Annotated in this window: 15 protein-coding genes; 13 read left to right on the forward strand and 2 right to left on the reverse strand. The window is 38.2% G+C overall.

The genetic code is table 11. The features are described 5' to 3' along the window. The first annotated feature begins 327 nt into the window (after nucleotides 1-327). The 13 genes from CWR45_RS09160 to CWR45_RS09215 all read left to right on the forward strand — a co-directional run bounded on the left by CWR45_RS09160 (nucleotide 328) and on the right by CWR45_RS09215 (nucleotide 16,440). A complete protein-coding gene (locus CWR45_RS09160; protein WP_115749564.1) occupies nucleotides 328-2,070 on the forward strand; it encodes an adenine deaminase C-terminal domain-containing protein in 1,743 nt (580 codons plus the stop codon). A 198-nt stretch (nucleotides 2,071-2,268) separates the two neighbouring features. Next, a complete protein-coding gene (locus CWR45_RS09165) occupies nucleotides 2,269-3,336 on the forward strand; it encodes a DUF3048 domain-containing protein (RefSeq protein ID WP_115749565.1) in 1,068 nt (355 codons plus the stop codon). Nucleotides 3,337-3,357: 21 nt separating this feature from the next. After that, nucleotides 3,358-3,660 (forward strand): YerC/YecD family TrpR-related protein, encoded by a 303-nt coding sequence (locus CWR45_RS09170; RefSeq protein WP_115749566.1) that lies wholly within the window; start codon nucleotides 3,358-3,360, stop codon nucleotides 3,658-3,660. 263 nt (nucleotides 3,661-3,923) lie between these two features. Next, nucleotides 3,924-4,607: a heptaprenylglyceryl phosphate synthase gene (pcrB, locus tag CWR45_RS09175; protein ID WP_425453612.1), complete on the forward strand. Its 684-nt coding sequence runs from the start codon at nucleotides 3,924-3,926 to the stop codon at nucleotides 4,605-4,607. A gap of 17 nt (nucleotides 4,608-4,624) precedes the next feature. After that, nucleotides 4,625-6,859 (forward strand): DNA helicase PcrA, encoded by a 2,235-nt coding sequence (pcrA, locus tag CWR45_RS09180; RefSeq protein ID WP_115749567.1) that lies wholly within the window; start codon nucleotides 4,625-4,627, stop codon nucleotides 6,857-6,859. An 11-nt stretch (nucleotides 6,860-6,870) separates the two neighbouring features. Next, a complete protein-coding gene (gene ligA, locus CWR45_RS09185) occupies nucleotides 6,871-8,874 on the forward strand; it encodes an NAD-dependent DNA ligase LigA (protein ID WP_115749568.1) in 2,004 nt (667 codons plus the stop codon). Nucleotides 8,875-8,890: 16 nt separating this feature from the next. Further along, nucleotides 8,891-10,138 (forward strand): CamS family sex pheromone protein, encoded by a 1,248-nt coding sequence (locus CWR45_RS09190; RefSeq protein ID WP_115749569.1) that lies wholly within the window; start codon nucleotides 8,891-8,893, stop codon nucleotides 10,136-10,138. A gap of 288 nt (nucleotides 10,139-10,426) precedes the next feature. Then, nucleotides 10,427-11,698, forward strand: coding sequence for a helix-turn-helix domain-containing protein (locus tag CWR45_RS09195; RefSeq protein WP_342770091.1), 1,272 nt, complete (start codon nucleotides 10,427-10,429; stop codon nucleotides 11,696-11,698). A gap of 18 nt (nucleotides 11,699-11,716) precedes the next feature. Beyond that, entirely contained in the window at nucleotides 11,717-11,854 is a 138-nt protein-coding gene (locus CWR45_RS19810; protein ID WP_170138832.1) for a hypothetical protein, read from the forward strand. Nucleotides 11,855-12,108: 254 nt separating this feature from the next. After that, nucleotides 12,109-12,405, forward strand: coding sequence for an Asp-tRNA(Asn)/Glu-tRNA(Gln) amidotransferase subunit GatC (gene gatC / locus CWR45_RS09200; protein WP_115749571.1), 297 nt, complete (start codon nucleotides 12,109-12,111; stop codon nucleotides 12,403-12,405). Nucleotides 12,406-12,500: 95 nt separating this feature from the next. Further along, nucleotides 12,501-13,967 (forward strand): Asp-tRNA(Asn)/Glu-tRNA(Gln) amidotransferase subunit GatA, encoded by a 1,467-nt coding sequence (gatA, locus tag CWR45_RS09205; RefSeq protein ID WP_115749572.1) that lies wholly within the window; start codon nucleotides 12,501-12,503, stop codon nucleotides 13,965-13,967. Beyond that, entirely contained in the window at nucleotides 13,967-15,397 is a 1,431-nt protein-coding gene (gene gatB, locus CWR45_RS09210) for an Asp-tRNA(Asn)/Glu-tRNA(Gln) amidotransferase subunit GatB (RefSeq protein WP_115749573.1), read from the forward strand. The genes gatA and gatB overlap by 1 nt, the downstream gene beginning before the upstream one ends. A gap of 137 nt (nucleotides 15,398-15,534) precedes the next feature. Then, nucleotides 15,535-16,440 carry a diacylglycerol kinase gene (locus tag CWR45_RS09215; protein ID WP_115749574.1) on the forward strand — a complete coding sequence of 302 codons (906 nt, stop codon included), beginning with the start codon at nucleotides 15,535-15,537 and terminating at the stop codon, nucleotides 16,438-16,440. A gap of 98 nt (nucleotides 16,441-16,538) precedes the next feature. Here the strand turns inward: CWR45_RS09215 and CWR45_RS09220 are convergent, their stop codons facing one another. Both CWR45_RS09220 and CWR45_RS09225 read right to left on the reverse strand, forming a co-directional pair. Next, nucleotides 16,539-17,993 (reverse strand): GMC oxidoreductase, encoded by a 1,455-nt coding sequence (locus CWR45_RS09220; RefSeq protein ID WP_115749575.1) that lies wholly within the window; start codon nucleotides 17,991-17,993, stop codon nucleotides 16,539-16,541. A 497-nt stretch (nucleotides 17,994-18,490) separates the two neighbouring features. Next, nucleotides 18,491-20,374, reverse strand: coding sequence for a PTS fructose transporter subunit IIABC (locus CWR45_RS09225; RefSeq protein WP_115749576.1), 1,884 nt, complete (start codon nucleotides 20,372-20,374; stop codon nucleotides 18,491-18,493). Nucleotides 20,375-20,376: the final 2 nt, after the last annotated feature.

Consider the following 20,376-nt stretch of genomic DNA (forward strand, 5'->3'; position numbering starts at 1 on the left):
GATGGATTTGCACCATCTCCAGCGGAGAAAATACACGAAGACTCCTGCGGGAAGAAGAGCCTAGGTGAGACTACGAAGTGCGGTAGCGCAAGTAGGCTCACCAGCTCCCCGCGGAAAGCGAAGTGTATTTTCGGAGCGACTGGCCCAAGAGCATTTGATATCCTAGGTTAGTTCACAATTTACATTATCTACAAATTATTATCCATTCCAACCTAAAGTGCTGCTAACTGTTAAAAAAACGTTATTATTTCTACATTAACTTTACAACACTAAAGTAGAGAATTATGATAAGATTAATCTATATTATTATATTGGAGAGTTGATTGTATGTCAGCAAATGAATATAATTGGAGAAATCGAGAGCTTCGGCATCATGTGAAAGTGGTAGACGGAATTGTAGAGCCTACCCTAATTTTAAAGAATGGTACGTATTTAAATATGTTTACAAAACAATGGCTGCAAGCAAATATTTGGATATATAATGATCGCATTGTATATGTTGGTGACTTGCTTCCAAGGACAATGAAAACGGCTGAAGTCGTGGATTGTAAAGGGAAGTATCTTGTACCAGGCTATATCGAGCCACACTCCCATCCATTTCAGTTAACAAATCCTGAGCAATTAGCAAACCATGCTGCAAGATTTGGAACAACGACATTGGTTAATGATAATCTATTATGGCATTTTATGTTAGATAAAAAGAAAGCGTTTTCTTTAGTGGGTGATATTAATAATATGCCATCCTCAATGTATTGGTGGGCACGATTTGATTCGCAGACTGCGCTACAGGATGAAGAATCTCTATTTAATACGGAGAACGTATTAGCTTGGATCAATCATCCTGCGGTCGTTCAAGGTGGAGAATTAACCAGTTGGCCTAGTTTGTTAGCCGGGAATGAACGATTATTATATTGGATGCAAGAAACTGCGAAACGAGGCAAACCAATTGAAGGGCATTTTCCAGGTGCATCTGAGAAGACATTAACGAAAATGAAGCTCCTAGGGGTTAGTTCAGATCATGAAGCGATGACAGGAGATGAAGTGCTGAAACGGCTGGAGATAGGCTATCATGTCCCTCTACGTCAATCTTCTATCCGACCTGATTTGCCAGAGTTAATTGAGAGAATGCTAGAATTAAACATAACATCATTTGATAATTTATCCTTTACAACCGATGGATCAACTCCTGAATTTATTGAAAAAGGATTGATTAATCAATGCATTGAGATTGCTATCGGCAAAGGAATTCCAAGCGAAGAAGCATACCGAATGGCGAGTTATAATGCTGCAAAACATGTTAATCTGGATGAACATGTTGGAAGTATCGCACCGGGGAGGGTCGCCCATATTAATTTTCTAGTTAGTAAGGATAATCCACATCCTGAAAGTGTACTTGCGAAAGGAAAATGGGTTGTTAAAGAGGGGAAAGTTTTAGAACTTCCTACTATTATCAATTGGAAGCAGTATGGAATTGGTCCTAATACATACGACTTTGATTTACATGAAAATGATTTGCAATTTTCGATGCCGATGGGGTTGGAAATGGTAAATGATGTAATTGTAAAGCCGTATACAATTGAAGCGGATGTTTCCGCAGATACGCTCGCGAATTCCATTAAAGATGCCTTTCTGTTGTTAATAGATAAGCATGGTAAATGGCGTGTAAATACTACTATCCAAGGGTTTACTAGTAATTTAGGCGCATTAGCATCATCCTTCTCAGCTTCAGGAGATATAGTTTTTATTGGAAAATGTAAGCAGGATATCCTTGCAGCATGGAATCGGTTGAAATCGATTGGTGGAGGAATTGTTATCGTTCATAATGGAGAAATCTTAGTTGAATTACCGCTTGCACTAGCCGGAATGATGTCAGAGAATTCAATGGGCGAACTAATCAAGCAAGAAAAGCAAATGAAGCTAGTATTAAAGGAATTTGGCTACCGTTTTAATGATCCAATCTATAGCTTGCTCTTTTTGTCAGCAACACATTTACCATATGTGCGAATTACCCAACAAGGCATTATCGATGTAAAGGAAAGAAAAGTCCTCTTCCCAGCTACGATGAGATAGCATATAATATAAAAGGTTGAAGCGCCAGTTTTGCGACGACGCTAGTCGCTAAGCAGGCGCTCCGAGCTAAATAATAGGAAGAGAAATTGGACTTATGATTCGGTGATAAGGCAAAAAACTTTACACTGCGTAAGAACAATTATGGTTGTCACCTTTATGATTAGTGATAGCCGATTTTTCTGAAAAGGTGTTGGGATCATGAGGAAATGCTTAGCTATTATGCTACTTCTTTCCTGGCTATTAGTTGCATGTAACAGTGGAGAGAAGCAGGAGCAAAGCGATGTAGAAAAGAATCATAATGATGAAGAACAAAATAATTCAGAACAGGTTGAATCGCCACAAATAGTGGATTCAGTTAACCGTTATCCATTGACGGGAATAAGTACGGAAGAAGCTGTCAATCAGCGAACTGTTGGCGTAATGATGAATAATCATCAATCAGCTAGACCGCAAACAGGTTTATCGCAAGCAGATATCGTCTTTGAAATTCTAGCAGAAGGTATGATTACACGTTTTCTCGCATTGTACCAAAGTGAAATGCCAGATACTATCGGACCCGTTCGCAGTGCAAGAGAGTATTATGTTGAATTAGCGAATGGTTATGATGCATTATATATGTATCATGGTGCAGCAGATTTTATTAATGAACTTATCGCGAACAGAGGAATTGAATTTCTAAATGGTTCCACCTATGATAATGATGGAGTACTATTCAAACGAGATACTACGCGTAAAGCACCACATAATTCTTATTTACTTGTTGATGGAATCGATAAAATAGCTGGGAGTAAAGGTTATAAGCTTACTGAAGAAAGTGAGTTGCTAGAATTTTTATCGGACAATCAGATTGCCGAGCTCTCGGGTGAGCAAGCAAATCATGTAGAAATTGTCTATTCCACCAAGCCTATGGAAATAGTTGAATTCGAATATGATGGATCAAGGGAAACGTATATGCGATATAATGACCGCGAACAGACAGTGGAACGGGAAACAGGAGAGCCGGTACAAGTAGATAATGTCTTTATTGTTGAGACATATCATGAAGTCATTGATGATGCAGGACGTCGTTCGATTGACCTTAAGTCCGGTGGAAATGCGTATTTACTCCAAAAAGGCAAGCTGCAAAGAGTAAAATGGGAAAATCGGGATGGAAGAATCGTTCCAGTATTAAATAATCAACTTGTTGGCTTCGTACCAGGGAAGACCTGGATTAATGTTGTCCCAACGAATCCAGGTATACAGCAATCAGTTACAATATCAAACTAGTTCAAATTTGGAGGGTTTGCATTGCAAATAGATAAATTACGTGGAGAACAATTGGATCAATTGTTTGATGCCATTTTGTCGTTGGAAAATCGCGAAGAATGCTATCAATTTTTTGACGATATTGCAACGATGGCAGAAATCCATGCATTATCACAGCGCCTACAAGTTGCGAAAATGCTAACAGAAGGAAATACGTATAACGAAATTGAAAAAGAAACAAAAGCATCGACCGCGACGATTTCCCGTGTTCGCCGCTGCATTAATTTCGGCAGTGATGGCTATGGAATGGTACTCGAGCGAATTAATAAAAACGAAGAAGAATAGGAATACCGCTACCTCTTGGGTGGCGGTATTGATGCTTTAATCGAAAGAATTTCCTCTTACCCCATTCTTCTAAAGAATACGTTTGGAATTGTTTATTTTGTCCGGAGGGGCAGTACATGCTGCCATTCTCTAATATCCTATAGCAACACCCAATTAGAAATAACCCTTTCAAAAAGATTCACCTTCCAGCTAAATTTCAGTCTAGATTTTTGGTATAATAGATAAATGGATAAAGACAATGGAGGAATTCCCTTTTGATTAATATGATGCGAAAATGGAAACACATATTTAAGCTTGATCCAGCGAAGGAAATTTCGGATGAACACTTGGATTTAATTTGCAGGTCAGGTACAGATGCGATTATGATTGGTGGCACGGATAATGTTACACTTGATGGTGTAGAGGACTTACTACTACGGATTAAACAAAGACATGAATTGTTCTGTATCCTTGAAGTATCCACGATGGAAGCTATCATTCCCGGGTTTGATGCATACTACATTCCCATGGTATTAAATTCGAAGGATAAAACATGGATGATGGACATCCAGCATCAGGGAATTAAAGAATATATTGATTTTATAGATTATACGGAGCTTATTTTTGAAGGATATTGTATCTTAAATGAAGAAGCAAAGGTGTTTAAATATACGAATAGCAGGTTACCTGATATAGAAGATGTTAGAGCTTATGCCTATATGGCGGAGCATGTTTTCCATTTGCCGGTTTTTTACGTTGAGTATAGTGGCAAATATGGCGATGTTGAGGTAGTGAAGCAAGCAAAGGAACAGTTAGACAATACGCTGCTTTTCTATGGTGGCGGAATTGAAAATAGTAATCATGCAAAAGAAATGAAAGAATATGCGGATGTGATAATTGTTGGCAACCATATTTATCACAATATCGATGAAGCATTAGAAACAGTGGCAGCAGTAAAAGTTAAATGATTTAAGGCGGTGTAATAATGAGTCAATCCATTCATGACTTAATAAAAGGTTTAAATAAAGAACAGCAAGAAGCGGTGAAGCATACAGAAGGTCCACTCTTAATTATGGCAGGTGCAGGAAGTGGAAAAACGAGGGTGCTAACACATCGTATAGCGTATTTAATGCGAGAAAAAGAAGTTTCTCCACGTAATATTCTAGCAATTACTTTCACGAATAAAGCAGCAAGGGAAATGCGTGAACGTGTAAAGAAATTAGTTGGTCCTGAGAGCGAGAACATGTGGGTATCTACCTTTCACTCGATGTGTGTACGGATTTTAAGAAGAGATATCGACCGAATTGGTATCAATCGTAATTTTACAATTCTTGATAGTGGCGATCAATTATCTGTCGTGAAGCAAGTATTGAAAAATTTGAATATCGATCCGAAAAAGTTCGATCCACGTGCAATGCTTGGACAAATTAGTGCAGCGAAAAATGAATTGATTACCCCTGAAGAATATAGTAAAAATGCAGGTAATTTCTATGATCGGCAAATCTCACAAATTTACGAAGCTTATCAAAAGATTTTAAACAAAAATCAATCACTTGATTTCGATGATTTGATTATGCAAACCATCCATTTATTTAAACGAATTCCGGAAGTGCTAGAGTATTATCAACGCCGTTTTCAATATATTCATGTTGATGAGTATCAAGATACGAACCATGCACAATATTTCCTAGTCAAACAGCTTGCAAGCCGTTTTCAGAATTTATGTGTAGTTGGAGACTCGGATCAATCAATTTATCGCTGGCGTGGTGCGGATATCGCGAATATCCTTTCTTTTGAAAAGGACTATCCAGCAGCCAAAACAGTATTCCTTGAACAAAATTATCGTTCAACGAAGTCAATCCTAGCTGCAGCCAACAAAGTAATTACAAATAATGCAGGTCGTAAGCCGAAGAATCTTTGGACAGAGAATCCAGACGGGAAGAAGCTGAACTATTTCCAAGGAATGACAGAGCAGGAAGAGGCTTTATTTGTAACAGAGAAGATTCAGCAATTGACAAGAAATGAAGGCTATTCACCTGGCGATATTGCTATTTTATACCGGACAAATGCGCAGTCTCGTGCGATTGAGGCGGCATTTATGAAATCGAATATCGGTTATCAAATGGTTGGTGGACACAAGTTCTATGATCGAAAGGAAATTAAAGATTTAACATCATACCTACGACTAATCACGAATCCAGACGATGACCTTAGTTTTGTTCGGGTCGTTAATGAGCCGAAACGAGGTATCGGTAAAACATCGATTGAGCGCCTGCAAGCTTATGCCGCAGACAACGATCTTTCCTTAAATCAAGCAGTTCAAGAAGTAGACTTCTCAGGCGTTTCAGCACGAGCTGCAAATGCGTTAGCGGAATTTGGTAATTTAATTAGAACCTTAAGTCAGCAACAAGAATTCTTAACGGCAACAGAAATGGTTGAAACTGTTTTAGAACGGACAGGATATGAAGAAATGCTGAAGAATGAACAAACAATTGAATCACAAAGTCGTTTGGAGAACTTGGAAGAGTTTATGACGGTAACACAGGATTTCGAGAAAACAAGTGGAGAAGATAAAACACTCGTTGCCTTCTTAACAGATCTTGCATTAATCGCAGATATTGACAGTGTGGATGAAGAGGATCCAGAAAATGAGGAGAAAATCACATTAATGACACTGCATGCTGCAAAAGGCCTAGAATTCCCTGTCGTGTTCTTAATCGGGATGGAGGAAAATGTTTTCCCGCATAGCCGCTCCATTATGGATGAAGAGGAAATGGCAGAGGAGCGTAGACTTGCTTACGTTGGTATTACAAGGGCAGAGAAGGAACTTTACTTAACCCATGCGAAAATGCGAACTTTATTTGGTCGTACGAATATGAATCCAGTCAGCCGCTTTATTAATGAAATTCCAAAAGAACTTATCGAGGGTATGAAAGAAGCAAAACAATCGATCTTCGGTAGCGGCGGTAGAGGATTTGCTGTAGGGACACAGGATCGACCAACACCAGTGAAAAGAAAAGCAGAACGGATGCAGCAAACAACGGGCGCAGAAAGTAAATCCTGGAGTGCCGGAGATAAAGCAGCACATAAAAAATGGGGTGTCGGTACAGTTGTGAAAGTACAAGGTGAAGGTGAAGGAATGGAATTAGATGTCGCTTTCCCAGCACCAGTAGGAATCAAACGCCTACTTGCTAAATTCGCTCCAATTACGAAACAATAGGAAGTGATTTTTTGGATAAACAACAAGCACAAGACCAAATAAATGCCTTGAAAGAAGTTTTGAATCAATATGGCTACGAATATTATGTTCTCGATAACCCGAGTGTTCCGGATTCTGAGTATGATGAGAAATTACGTGAACTCAGGGATTTAGAAGCTGAATTTCCAGAGTTTTTATCAGATGATTCGCCAACACAACGGATTGGTGGAGCTCCACTTGATGCGTTTAAGAAAGTACAGCATAATATTCCGATGATGAGCCTGGGGAATGCCTTTAATGAAGAAGATCTTCGTGACTTTGTTCGACGTGCCACCAAAAGTACGGATCAGCCTGTTAGCTTCGTCTGTGAACTGAAGATTGATGGACTTGCTGTTTCACTGACTTATGAAAACGGGAAATTTGTTAGGGGAGCAACACGTGGCGACGGAACAACAGGTGAAGATATTACTTCTAATTTACGAACCATTCGCAGTATCCCGCTGGTGATTAAAGAAAATGAGACGCTTGAAGTACGTGGAGAAGCATATATGCCACATCAATCATTCCTTTCATTAAATGAAAATAGACTCGCTAATGAAGAAGAACCTTTTGCGAACCCGAGAAATGCTGCAGCAGGAAGCTTGCGACAACTGGATCCAAAAATTGCAGCAAAACGTAACTTGGATGTTTTTCTTTACGGTGTCGGTGAATGGAATGCGAACGAGATTACGACCCATAGTGGGCGTCTTGAAAAATTGAAGGAGCTTGGATTCAAGACAAACTCCGAATGGAAAAAGTGCTCAAGCATTGAAGAAATTCTTGAATTCATTGAGTACTGGACGACAGAACGCCCTAATCTTTCCTATGAAATTGATGGAATTGTAATTAAAGTAGATAGTCTTGAACAGCAGGAAAATCTAGGCTTTACAGCAAAAAGTCCACGCTGGGCAATTGCATATAAATTTCCAGCTGAAGAGGCAATGACAAAACTAGTGGACATTGAATTAAGTGTTGGCAGAACTGGTGTGATAACCCCTACCGCAATCCTTGAACCCGTTAAAATTGCAGGGTCGACGGTTGGACGTGCCTCCTTGCATAATGAAGATTTAATTCGTGAGCAGGATATTCGAGTTGGTGATACAGTTGTAATAAAAAAGGCAGGTGACATTATTCCGAAAGTTGTTCGTGCAGTAGTTGAAAAGCGAACAGGTGAAGAAAAGGAATTCCAAATGCCTGATGAATGTCCAGCATGTGGAAGTGAGGTTGTTCGCCTTGAAGGTGAAGTAGCCATTCGTTGTATCAATCCGAATTGCCCTGCACAATTAATGGAAGGTCTGATTCATTTTTCTTCCAGAAATGCAATGAATATCGATGGACTAGGCGAAAAAGTAGTCATCCAGCTTTTCCAGGAGAAACTGATCCATACTATCGCTGATTTGTACCGGTTGGATCGTGAGGAGTTACTAGGATTAGAACGAATGGGTGAGAAGTCAGTTGATAACTTACTTCGGGCAATTGAAGCATCGAAGGAAAACTCATTAGAGAAGCTACTATTTGGTTTAGGGATTCGATTCATTGGAGCAAAGGCTGCAAGAACACTGGCAACTGAATTCGAAACGATGGAGAAACTGCGGCAGGCTACGTATGATGAACTTGTAGCAGTAGACGAGATTGGTGAGAAAATGGCCGATTCCGTTGTTCAATATTTTTCCGAACAAAAAGTTATTGATCTAATAACGGAATTAGCAGCACTTGATCTTAATATGGAATATAAAGGACCTAAGAAAGCCGAACAAGCAAGTGAATCTATCTTTACAGGAAAGACGGTAGTGCTAACAGGAAAGATGGAAACCTATACTCGCAATGAAGCGAAGGAATTAATTGAATCATTAGGTGGAGCTGTTACTGGAAGTGTAAGTAAGAAAACAGATATTCTCGTTGCAGGCGTTGATGCTGGTTCTAAATATGATAAGGCGAAGAAATTAGGTATAACGATTTGGGACGAACAACAGCTGAAAGAAGCAATCGAAGGGTAAGAGGAGTGTTATCCCTATGAAAAAAATAAGTATCGGTCTATTATGTGCGCTTCTATTGCTTACTAGTTGTGCGCCTAATAACCGAAATGATGAAGAAGAACTATTAAGTAAGGATGATAAAGAAACGAAAACATCAATTGTACCAAGCTATCGTTTAGCGGATGACAACTATCGAATCATTATTCCTTATGAACCGAGCGAAGCTAGAGGAGTTATCGTTAACCAAGTCGCTAATCGACTAGATATTGACGAAATGGAAGAAGGATTACGTCGACACTCTACGGAAGTATTCGATCCAAAGGAATTGTATTTCCAAGAAGGACAATATTTAACATCTGATATGGTTTATGAATGGCTTGGAAGAGGCTTAACAGAGGAGCAATTGGAAGAGAGAGTTCAAGCAGAAATTAAGAGACTTGAAGAAGCAAAAATGACTGTAAATGAAGACAAAATCAGAACAGAGTTCCAAAACGGATTAAATCCGCCTATCGAGGAGATTCCTGAAGATGCAGAACAGGAAGAAAAGATTAAGATAAACCGAGAAAGCCCGCGTTATTTATCACATATTTTAGAACAGAATTTCTTAAAGCGTAATGAAGATAATTCTACTGTTCAGCTTGCTGGAATTTCAATTGGACTAGCATTAAAATCTGTTTATCGATTCCAAACGGAGACTGGTGGACCATACTACTACGAGGATATTCCACTTGATGAAGCAATGAAGCAAGGGAATGAAATTGCTGGACAGATTATAGAAAGAATTCGTGGTATGGAAGGTTTAGAGAATATCCCAGTGATGTTCGCCCTATATCGAGAAGAGGATCAATCCTCGCCAGTACCAGGAAACTTCGTTGCGAAAACGAATGTTGCTGGTGGTTCCGCGACTATTGGGGATTGGGAAAAAATTACAGAAGAATATATATTATTCCCATCAGCTGAAGGACAAAAAGAATATATTGATGACCATGAGATTGTCACTAGCTTTGGAAATGAAATTGCCAAGTTTTTCCCGAACTATGTAGGTATTATTGGTCAAGGATTTTATATTAATAAAGAGCTGCAAGAGTTATCAATCGAAATCCCACTTGAATTTTACGGTGAATCGGAAATCATTGGATTTACCCAGTATGCTTATGGTCTAGTTCAAGAAATGTTTCCCAATTACTATGATATTGAAATAAATGTTACATCGATTAACGGAAGTGAGAGTCTGATTTATCGTGATGCAGGGAAAGATACTCCAAATGTTCATATTTTCCATTAAACGATTGAATATATTGTAATGGTAAGGATTACCCGTAATCACGTATGAAAAAAACATGAAATTTAATTGAAAAATAGTTTAAATATTATTAATCACCACTTATTAAGAGGATATTACTCTAATAAGTGGTGATTTTTCCTATTCGAGGAAAAAAGGAAACATTTTAGGGCGTTAATCGGTGTTTTTTAATGTGATTTTCCCAATATGAATAATCTGAATCCATGGTATAATGAAACTATAAATACTACATGTGGAAAATTTTGGTAAAACGATAGGGTGGGTATTTTGATGGAAATTGGATCCTTTATAAAACTACAACGTACCAAACAGGAAAAGACATTGGGTGAGCTTGCTGAAGGTGTTGTTTCCATATCCTATTTATCTAAAATCGAAAACTCGAAAACACAGGCAAGCCCCGAGATTATTAAACTATTATGTAATCGACTAGGTATCCAAATTGATAATCGTGAGGAAGAATTGATTAAGGAAAAGCTGAATGATTGGTTCAGCATGCTTTTCGAGGTTAATAACAAGGAAGAAATCATAAAAGCATATGAGGAAATTCAAGAAATTTTAGACCGAAATCTGTCGGAAAACCTATTGTTATTTGAGATTCACAAAATCCGTTATTACTTAATACTAGGTGAGTATGATGAAGCAGCCAAGAAAATCAATGAATTAAAAGGACTATCGAATAACTTTGATAGCTTACAGCAGTTTTATTGGTATAAGTTTCGGGGGAATTATTATACTGCTTTATCTGATTATAGTCATGCAATGCAAATGTATAAAAAATCAGAAGAAAAAAGTGGTTATCTTGAATACGACTTAGAGGAAATAGAAATTGCAGATTTAAATTACACAATTGCAGTAACGCATAGTAAATTACGAAACACTCTAGAGGCAATTGAATATGCCAATAAAGCATTAGATATTTATATGAAGTTATATAATTTTCTCCGATGCGCGCAATGCCATAATATATTAGGAATTTCTTATCGCAGAATTAAAATGTATGATAAGGCGATTAAGAATTATAATTTAGCATTACATTTAGGAAAGCTAAACAATAATAGGCAGCTCATTCAATTAACGAATCAAAATTTAGGCTACTTGTATTCAACAAAAGGGAACTCGATTGAGGCAATAAAGCATTACACAGAAGTAATTTATGATAAATCAATTCAACCTGTAGAAAGATTGGCTACTGTTTCATCCTTGGTAAGAGAATATTATACAATCAAAAATTATGAAGAAACGAGAAAGATTGTTAATTATGGACAGGAGCTAATCGAGGAAATCTCAGATATAGAATCATGTAGAATATTTTATTATGTTATTTATACTTATCATTACTTATTAACTGAAGAATATGATAAATTCGAAGCGTTGGTTAAACAAGACTTTTTGCCTTACTTACAGAAGCATGAAGATTATGCAAGTGTAATTATTTATTCAAAATTATTAGCTAATCATTATGAAAAGATACATAAATATAAAGATGCATCTAAGTATTATAAAGAGGCTAATTTTGCCTATGAGCAAATTATCAATATATAAAAAATAGGAGGTAAAAGAATGAAGAAAATTTTAGCTGGATTATCATTAGGAGCACTTCTAGTAACTGGTTTTGCTTTCGCGGATGCGCCAACAGATCTATCAATGGATAGAGAGCCAAGTGTATTTTCTATTAACCAAGCAACAGTAGAACTTTAATTTAGATTTTTAAGTCTTGTTGTTAGTAACAATTATTTACCATATTACACAGTGATGAATTTACCTGAAATGGTTTGGAACCCATTTCAGGTGTTTTTTGTTATCATGACAAAGAAATTTACTAATTTTCCTTCCAAAGTATCGACATTATTTGCCTTGATGTGACTATCTTTGCTATTATCTATAGTGGTATAATAATATAATGAGATAATAATGTACTACCGATATAAATTACGATTTGGAGGTATTATAGCGTGGCAGAAATTACGAAAGCACAAGTAGAGCATGTTGCACATTTGGCAAGACTTGCCGTTACAGATGAAGAGGTTGAGCATTTAGCAAAAGACTTACGAGCAATTATTGATTATGCAGAACAGTTGAATGAACTGGACACGGAAGGTATTGAACCTACAACGCATGTTCTTGACTTGAAAAATATTATGCGTAAAGATGAATCAAAAGAGTGGATTACACAAGGAGATGCACTAAGAAATGCTCCTGATCATAAGGATGGTCAATTCCGCGTACCATCTATCATGGCAGATAATTAAGAATCAAATTCTGCCTGTAAAGGTACGCAGCGAGGTTATTTGTCATAGTGGTCTATGATATAGCAAGTTTTCAAAGAATAAGGAGGTAACACTAGATGTCACTATTTGACCATACGATTAAAGAATTAGAGACAATGCTACATAATAAAGAAATTACGGTGCAGGATCTTGTAGAAGAATCCTATAAAAGGATTGAGGAAGTAGACGGACAGGTTAATGCATTTTTAACATTGGACAAGGAAAATGCATTAGCAAAAGCGAAGGTACTTGATGAACATCCTGACGCTACGGCTAAATTATTTGGGATTCCAGGTGGAATAAAGGATAATATCATGACAAAGGGACTTCGTACAACGTGTGCAAGTCAGTTTCTTGATAATTTCAATGATCCACTTTATGATGCAACTGTTGTGGAGAAATTAAATAATGAACAAACGATTGCTGTTGGGAAATTAAACATGGATGAATTCGCGATGGGTTCTTCTAATGAGAATTCAAGCTATGCTGCTGCAAAAAACCCATGGAATACCGATTATGTTCCAGGAGGTTCAAGTGGTGGTTCTGCAGCGGCAGTTGCTGCGGGAGAAGTACTTTATTCTTTAGGATCTGATACAGGTGGTTCCATTCGTCAGCCGGCAGCATTTTGTGGAGTTGTTGGGATGAAGCCGACTTATGGCCGTGTATCACGTTTTGGCTTAGTTGCGTTTGCATCATCACTTGACCAAGTTGGACCGATTACACGCACTGTTGAGGATAATGCACGTGTATTAGAAGTAATTGCTGGTCATGACAAGATGGATACAACAAGTGCGAACCTTGAAGTGCCTGCATATACCGAAGCATTGACTGGTGATGTAAAAGGACTTAAAATCGCGGTGCCAAAAGAGTATCTAGCGGAAGGTATCGCACCAGAAGTTAGAGAATCCGTTTTAGAAGCATTAAAAGTATATGAATCATTAGGTGCAACATGGGAAGAGGTTTCTATTCCACATTCGAAATATGCGGTTGCAGCATATTATTTGATTTCATCTTCAGAAGCATCTGCGAATCTAGCAAGATTTGATGGTGTACGTTATGGTGTTCGCTCGGAAAATGCCGACAATATGATTGATATGTTCAAGAAATCTCGCAGCGAAGGCTTTGGACCAGAAGTAAAACGCCGTATTATGCTTGGAACATTTGCCCTAAGCTCTGGATACTATGATGCTTACTATAAAAAAGCACAGCAAGTACGGACATTAATAAAAAATGATTTTGATAAAATCTTTGAAGAATATGATGTAATTATTGGACCAACTTCGCCAACAACTGCATTTAAGCTAGGCGAAAAGATTGATGATCCGTTGACAATGTATGCTGACGATATTTTAACGGTTCCAGTTAACCTTGCAGGTGTACCAGGTATTTCAATTCCGTGTGGATTCTCTCCAGAAGGTTTACCAATCGGGCTTCAAATTATTGGCAAGCACTTTGATGAAAGCACGGTATACCGTACAGCACATGCATTTGAACAAGCAACAGATTATCATACAAAACGACCTCAACTAGGAGGTGCCAACTAATGAATTTCGAAACAATTATTGGACTAGAGGTACACGTAGAATTAAAAACAAAATCTAAGATTTTCAGCCCGAGTGTGAATGAATTCGGATCTGATCCAAATACGAATGTAAACCCGATTGATCTTGGTTATCCAGGAACACTTCCGGTACTAAATGAAGAAGCGGTAAACTTTGCGATGAAGGCGGCAATGGCACTAAACTGTGAGATTGCAACCAACACAAAATTTGACCGTAAAAACTATTTCTATCCAGATAATCCAAAAGCATATCAAATCTCGCAATTTGATCAGCCAATTGGTGAAAATGGTTGGATTGAAATCGAAGTAAATGGCAAGAAGAAGAGAATAGGGATTACACGTCTTCATTTAGAAGAAGATGCTGGTAAATTAACACATGGTGATGATGGGTATTCTTATGTTGACTTTAATCGTCAAGGTACACCACTTATTGAGATTGTTTCTGAACCAGATATGCGTTCACCAGAAGAAGCATATGCATATTTAGAAAAGCTGAAAAACATTATTCAATATACAGGTGTTTCTGATGTGAAAATGCAGGAAGGTTCATTAAGATGTGATGCTAATATTTCGCTTCGCCCAATTGGCCAAGAGAAATTTGGTACGAAAGCAGAATTGAAAAACTTGAACTCCTTCTCATACGTACAAAAAGGGCTTGAGTTTGAAGAGAAACGCCAAGAAAAGGTTCTTTTATCAGGTGGCGAAATCTTACAGGAAACACGCCGTTATGATGAAAAGACAAAAGAAACGATTCTTATGCGCGTCAAGGAAGGATCCGATGATTATCGTTACTTCCCTGAACCAGATTTAGTGCCTCTTTATATCGATGACGCATGGAAAGAGCGCGTTCGCAGTGAGATACCAGAGCTTCCAGATGCACGAAAACAACGTTATATTGCGGAGCTTGGATTATCTGAATATGATGCAGCAGTTTTAACAAGCACGAAACAGATGTCAGACTTCTTTGAAGAAGCAGTTGACCATGGTGCAGACATTAAGCAAGCATCGAATTGGTTAATGGGTGAAGTTTCTGCATATATGAACAAGCATTTGAAGGAATTAAACGAGTTAGCGATAACGCCAGAAGCTTTAGCCAAAATGATTAAACTAATTGAAGATGGTACGATTTCATCGAAAATTGCTAAGAAGGTTTTTGCAGAGCTTGTTGAAAATGGTGGGGATCCTGAGCTAGTTGTGAAAGAAAAAGGTCTTGTTCAGATTTCTGATCCTGCACAATTACAAGAAATTGTGAATAAAATCTTGGATGAAAATGAACAATCAATCATTGATTTCAAGGCTGGTAAAGGGAAAGCTCTTGGTTTCCTAGTCGGTCAGATCATGAAAGCAACCAAAGGACAAGCAAATCCACCAATGGTTAATAAAATATTAGGTGAAGAGATTAAAAAACGATAGAAAAGATTAACTAGACTACAATTACATCAGTAATTGTAGTCTAGGCTTTTCAAACGCAATCATAAACATTATGATGATAAGTAATGAATAACATACAATATACCGTTTGTTTGGAATGATTATGGGAGGAAATGGTAATGAAAAGGGCTCGAATCATTTACAATCCAACATCTGGACGTGAAGCAATAAAAAAAGAGTTGCCTGCGATTCTAGAGAAGCTTGAGATTGCTGGATATGAAGCATCAGCTCACGCTACAGTTGGAGAGGGCGATGCTGCAAGCGCTGCTAAGCTTGCAGTCGAAAGAGAATATGACCTTGTGGTTGCTGCAGGTGGAGATGGAACGATTAATGAGGTAATCCACGGTATTGCGGAGCAGGAATATCGTCCCAAACTTGGAGTAATTCCGGTAGGTACGACGAATGACTTTGCTAGGGCACTGCATATTCCGCGTGATATCATGAAAGCTGTCGATATTATTTTAGCAGGAAATTCTATGTTGTTGGATGTTGGTAAAGTAAATGATCAGCATTTTATCAATATTGCCGGTGGGGGAAGACTTACGGAATTAACGTATGATGTCCCAATTAAATTGAAGACGATGATTGGCCAATTGGCGTATTATGTGAAGGGCATAGAAATGCTCCCTTCCTTAAAGCCAGCCCGTGCTAGAATCGAGTATGATGGAAATGTGATTGATGAAGATATTATGCTATTTTTAGTATCAAATTCAAACTCTGTTGGTGGTTTCGAGAAGCTTGCACCAGGTGCAAAGCTAAATGATGGCTACTTTGATTTACTTATCCTTCGGGAAATAAATCTTGCGGAGTTTATCCGCATTGCTACCCTAGCACTACGCGGTGCGCATTTAGAAGATAAAAATGTCATCTATGCAAAAGCAAAGCATATTAAAGTAATACCAGAAGAAAAAATGCAATTAAATATTGATGGTGAATACGGTGGATTGTTGCCAGGAGAATTTATCAACCTGCAGCAGCATATTGAATTTATCGTGCCAGAGGAATATTTGGAGAACGAAGACTAAACAGATGCTTTAGTCTTCGTTTTTTATGTTAAATCAGCTTTTGCTCTAAATAGTTGGCTTTGCCTTTATCATTCAATAAACATTTACCTTACTAGTTACTATCTTGACTGACGAATTATATGATCCGCTACTCGAATTGCTAAAGCAGTGTTAGACAGTACTGGCCCTGCTGCGGTTAAACTTGGAAGTGCGCTATTATCTGCGACATAAAGACCTTGAACGCCGTGTATTTGACCATTACGATTTGTCGCTGAAGTATTTGGATTATTACCCATCCTACATGTGCACGACTCATGCATATCTGCCCCTGGTGGTCTTAGTACTAAGGTAGACTCATCTAAAGTGACTCCCATCGCTCTCGCAGAATCTCTTATCCCTTGTTCTACCTGTTGGGCTGTTTGACGGTCTCTATCACTTAAAGAGTACTGAACTTGTTGTAATGGTACACCGTACTCATCCAGCTTAGAATCGAGGTATACACGATTTTCTGGTCTGGATTCCACTCTCCCAAAGGCTGCGAAAGCAATCATCAACTTGTCTCCCAACACTTTATCTTCAAATTGCTGGTAAGACCAATATTGGTCTGGACCAAGAATCTGAATGTGATAAGGATCATCTTCTGTTTCAAATTTTAACACCGATAAATTTCCAAGCCGATCAGAAAACTGATCTCGACTGACTGTTCCAACTGCAATCATTGATACGTGTCCAGTTAAATAACGTCCAATCGCTGGTTCCTGAATACCAGAATTCAATAAGATACGTGGAGTTTCTAAAGTACTCGCTGATACGACAACATTTTTTGCCCGGATCGTATAATTTGATTTCGTCTTTGTATCGATTACCTCGACACCTGCTGCTCTTTTTCCATTCTGAGCAGTATTTATCTTATGAACAAAAGCATCTACAGCAAGATCATATGGACGGTCTAACTGGCCCCTTGCCAATGAATTAATCGAACTATACCACGCATTTGAATGGACTTCTCCCTGTCTCGAAGGAGACAAATCAATGGCCAGTGGCATGTCTTGAGCTTCCAAAATACCCGCAGCATGAAGCCTCATTAACATTTGATCCTGCAATGATGAACCTTTTGCCCAATCTGTTGTGACATATAATAAGTTCTCAGCCATTCGATAGTAAACATCTAGTTCTCTGCGATTAATCGGCCATTTTCGCAGTTCTTCTTCAATCGGTCTCGGTGTTGCCGCATTCCAGAACAACGACCTTCCTCCAAGAGCATAAACCATCGTGGCCCCTGGAAATTGAGGTAGGCGCTGACCAATAGGAGTGGAATTATTAGGAACAAGGTCATCACGTGATGTATTTACATTTTGTGTAGGTATATTTTGTGCATGGGAATGAAATAATTTATCTCCCTTCTCAAGTATAGCAATCTTCTTTGCCCCTTGATCTTTCCACAACTGACAAAGTCTTTGTAAAACGGCACCACCACCGGGACCACTTCCAACAATGACCACATCGTATTCTGTGTTTACCATATCAGAAATTGGTTTCGTATTAATCCAATTATTCTTGTATCTTATAACCATAGAAGCCCACCTCTAGTATAAATATTTGTCTATTCATACTATGCTGGACTACTTATCCATTATGTCAGGGGTCTATATTAGATTCACCTCTTATTTTACTTAATTCTTGAGTACAAGGTTCAGCAATTGACCGTTATTTAACTAGTCCATGTGTCTATTAAAATTACTTGCACCGCGAAGTGACTAATCCAGATGTAAATGGAAAATATAAAATTTTTAATACAGACTACAAACCGCGGAAATGATTTACCCCTAGAGCAAGCAGCAATCGATTTACAGTTAATTTATTCTTGTTTACAGTACCTCGCCTTAGGGCAACGTTTCAGCTCAATTCTTAAGGGGCCAAATTGTATTTCCAGATTGATAGCCCGTGAGCACCTAAACCCTAGAGTAGTTCGTAGTTTAAATAGATAGCAATATACAATAAGAAATGAGTTTTTTTACAAAAAAAAGAGATAAACCCGATTAGGATTTATCTCTAATTAATAAACTATATATTATCTTACTGGCTTCTTCCAAAGCCCAAGAATAATTGCTGCAACAAACGTACCAATTGCAAGTGCTAACAAGAACAATAATGCATGTTCTGCTAATGCAACTACGAAAATACCACCGTGTGGAGCTGGAATTGCTGTATTCCAGAACTGTGTTAAACCACCTGCAATAGCAGCACCGATTACAGAAGAAGTAATTATGCGTAATGGATCAGCAGCTGCGAATGGGATTGCTCCTTCTGTGATGAAGGAAAGACCCATAACATAGTTTGTTAATCCAGATTTATGTTCTGCTTCTGTAAATTTATTTTTGAATAGCGTAGAAGCTAGCGCGATTGCTAGTGGTGGAACCATTCCACCTGCCATAACAGCTGCCATTAGACTGCCGTCCCCTGTGTCTGTGAAGATACCAATTGAGAAAGCATATGCCGCTTTATTGAATGGACCGCCCATATCGATTGCCATCATCCCGCCAAGAATAGCACCTATGATTACAGCATTTCCTGTTCCTAGATTTTGTAAGAAATCGATCATTGCAGTATTGATACCTGCAAAAATTGGACCAAAGACGAAATACATGAGTAAACCAGTTAAGAAAAGACCAAGTACTGGATAGATTAAGATTGGCTTCAGACCTTCAAGTGATCTTGGTAAATTACGGAAAAGTCGCTTAAGTAAAACAACGAGATAACCAGCTAAGAAACCAGCAACTAACCCACCAAGGAAACCGGCATTACTATTAACAGCAATAAGTCCACCAACCATACCAGGCATTAAACCAGGACGATCCGCAATACTCATTGCAATAAATCCAGCGAAAATAGGAATTAGGAATGTAAATGCGTTACTGCCAATTGAATTTAAGAAGGTAAAGACTTCACTTTCTTTTCCTAAAATACTTTCAAATAAGAATGAAATTGCAAGTAAAATACCACCGCCAACTACGAAAGGCAGCATATTGGAAATACCATTCATTAGATCTTTATAGATTGTACCCCAGACAGAAGTTGACTTTTCTTCTTTGTCTGATGATTTGGCATTGCTTTCTGCATGATGAATTGGAGCATCTTGATTGATTGCTTTCGTGATTAGTTCTTCTGTTTTATTGATTCCATCAGTTACAGGTCGCTCTAAAACATGCTTACCAGCAAAACGATTCAATTCTACTTTTTTACTAGCAGCGATAATAACAGCTTCTGCTTTTTCAATTTCTACAGCTGTTAAAGCATTCTTTGCACCTTCAGATCCTTGAGTTTCGACACGAATATCGACATCCATCTCTGCAGCCTTTTTCTTTAACGCATCCTCTGCCATATATGTGTGAGCAATCCCAGTTGGACAAGCTGTTACGGCAACGATGAAAGGCTTTTGCTGAGAGCCGTCTGCTTCTCGCTTCGCTGCTTGTTCTTGCTCTTTTTCATGTTCATCTTTTTCCTCTTGTGCTTCATTGAAAATCTCATGTACCTCATCAGGAGTGCTTGCTTGTTTTAATTTATCTACGAATTCTTTTTCGATTAGCAATCTAGAAAGTGCTGCTAATGTTTGTAAATGGGTATCATTCGCACCATCGGGAACTGCAATCATGAAGAACAAGTATGATGGCTGACCATCAAGGGCTTCATACTCCACCCCTTTATTGCTTTTTGCGAAAAGCACGGTAGGTTTATTTACTGCTTTATTCTTCGCATGTGGCATCGCAATCCCATCGCCAAGACCTGTTGTTGTCTGTGCTTCACGCTTCATGATACCTTCTTTAAATGTTTCGCGATCATTGATCACGCCATTATTCGCGAGACTGTTTATCATCTCATCTATGACAGGCTCTTTTGTTGTTGCTTCAAGATCCATAATCATAATATCTTTTCTTAAAACATCTGTTATTTTCAAGG

This window comes from Oceanobacillus chungangensis (assembly GCF_003369565.1).
Lineage (GTDB): Bacteria > Bacillota > Bacilli > Bacillales > Amphibacillaceae > Oceanobacillus > Oceanobacillus chungangensis.

Bases quoted from the DNA above. Each gene is read 5' to 3' on its own strand.
- pcrA (WP_115749567.1), top strand. From the start codon at position 4,625: ATGAGTCAATCCATTCATGACTTAATAAAAGGTTTAAATAAAGAACAG.
- gatB (WP_115749573.1), top strand. From the start codon at position 13,967: ATGAATTTCGAAACAATTATTGGACTAGAGGTACACGTAGAATTAAAA.
- CWR45_RS09220 (WP_115749575.1), bottom strand. From the start codon at position 17,993: ATGGTTATAAGATACAAGAATAATTGGATTAATACGAAACCAATTTCT.
- CWR45_RS09165 (WP_115749565.1), top strand. From the start codon at position 2,269: ATGAGGAAATGCTTAGCTATTATGCTACTTCTTTCCTGGCTATTAGTT.
- CWR45_RS19810 (WP_170138832.1), top strand. From the start codon at position 11,717: ATGAAGAAAATTTTAGCTGGATTATCATTAGGAGCACTTCTAGTAACT.
- CWR45_RS09215 (WP_115749574.1), top strand. From the start codon at position 15,535: ATGAAAAGGGCTCGAATCATTTACAATCCAACATCTGGACGTGAAGCA.
- CWR45_RS09190 (WP_115749569.1), top strand. From the start codon at position 8,891: ATGAAAAAAATAAGTATCGGTCTATTATGTGCGCTTCTATTGCTTACT.
- CWR45_RS09195 (WP_342770091.1), top strand. From the start codon at position 10,427: ATGGAAATTGGATCCTTTATAAAACTACAACGTACCAAACAGGAAAAG.
- gatA (WP_115749572.1), top strand. From the start codon at position 12,501: ATGTCACTATTTGACCATACGATTAAAGAATTAGAGACAATGCTACAT.
- pcrB (WP_425453612.1), top strand. From the start codon at position 3,924: ATGATGCGAAAATGGAAACACATATTTAAGCTTGATCCAGCGAAGGAA.
- CWR45_RS09160 (WP_115749564.1), top strand. From the start codon at position 328: ATGTCAGCAAATGAATATAATTGGAGAAATCGAGAGCTTCGGCATCAT.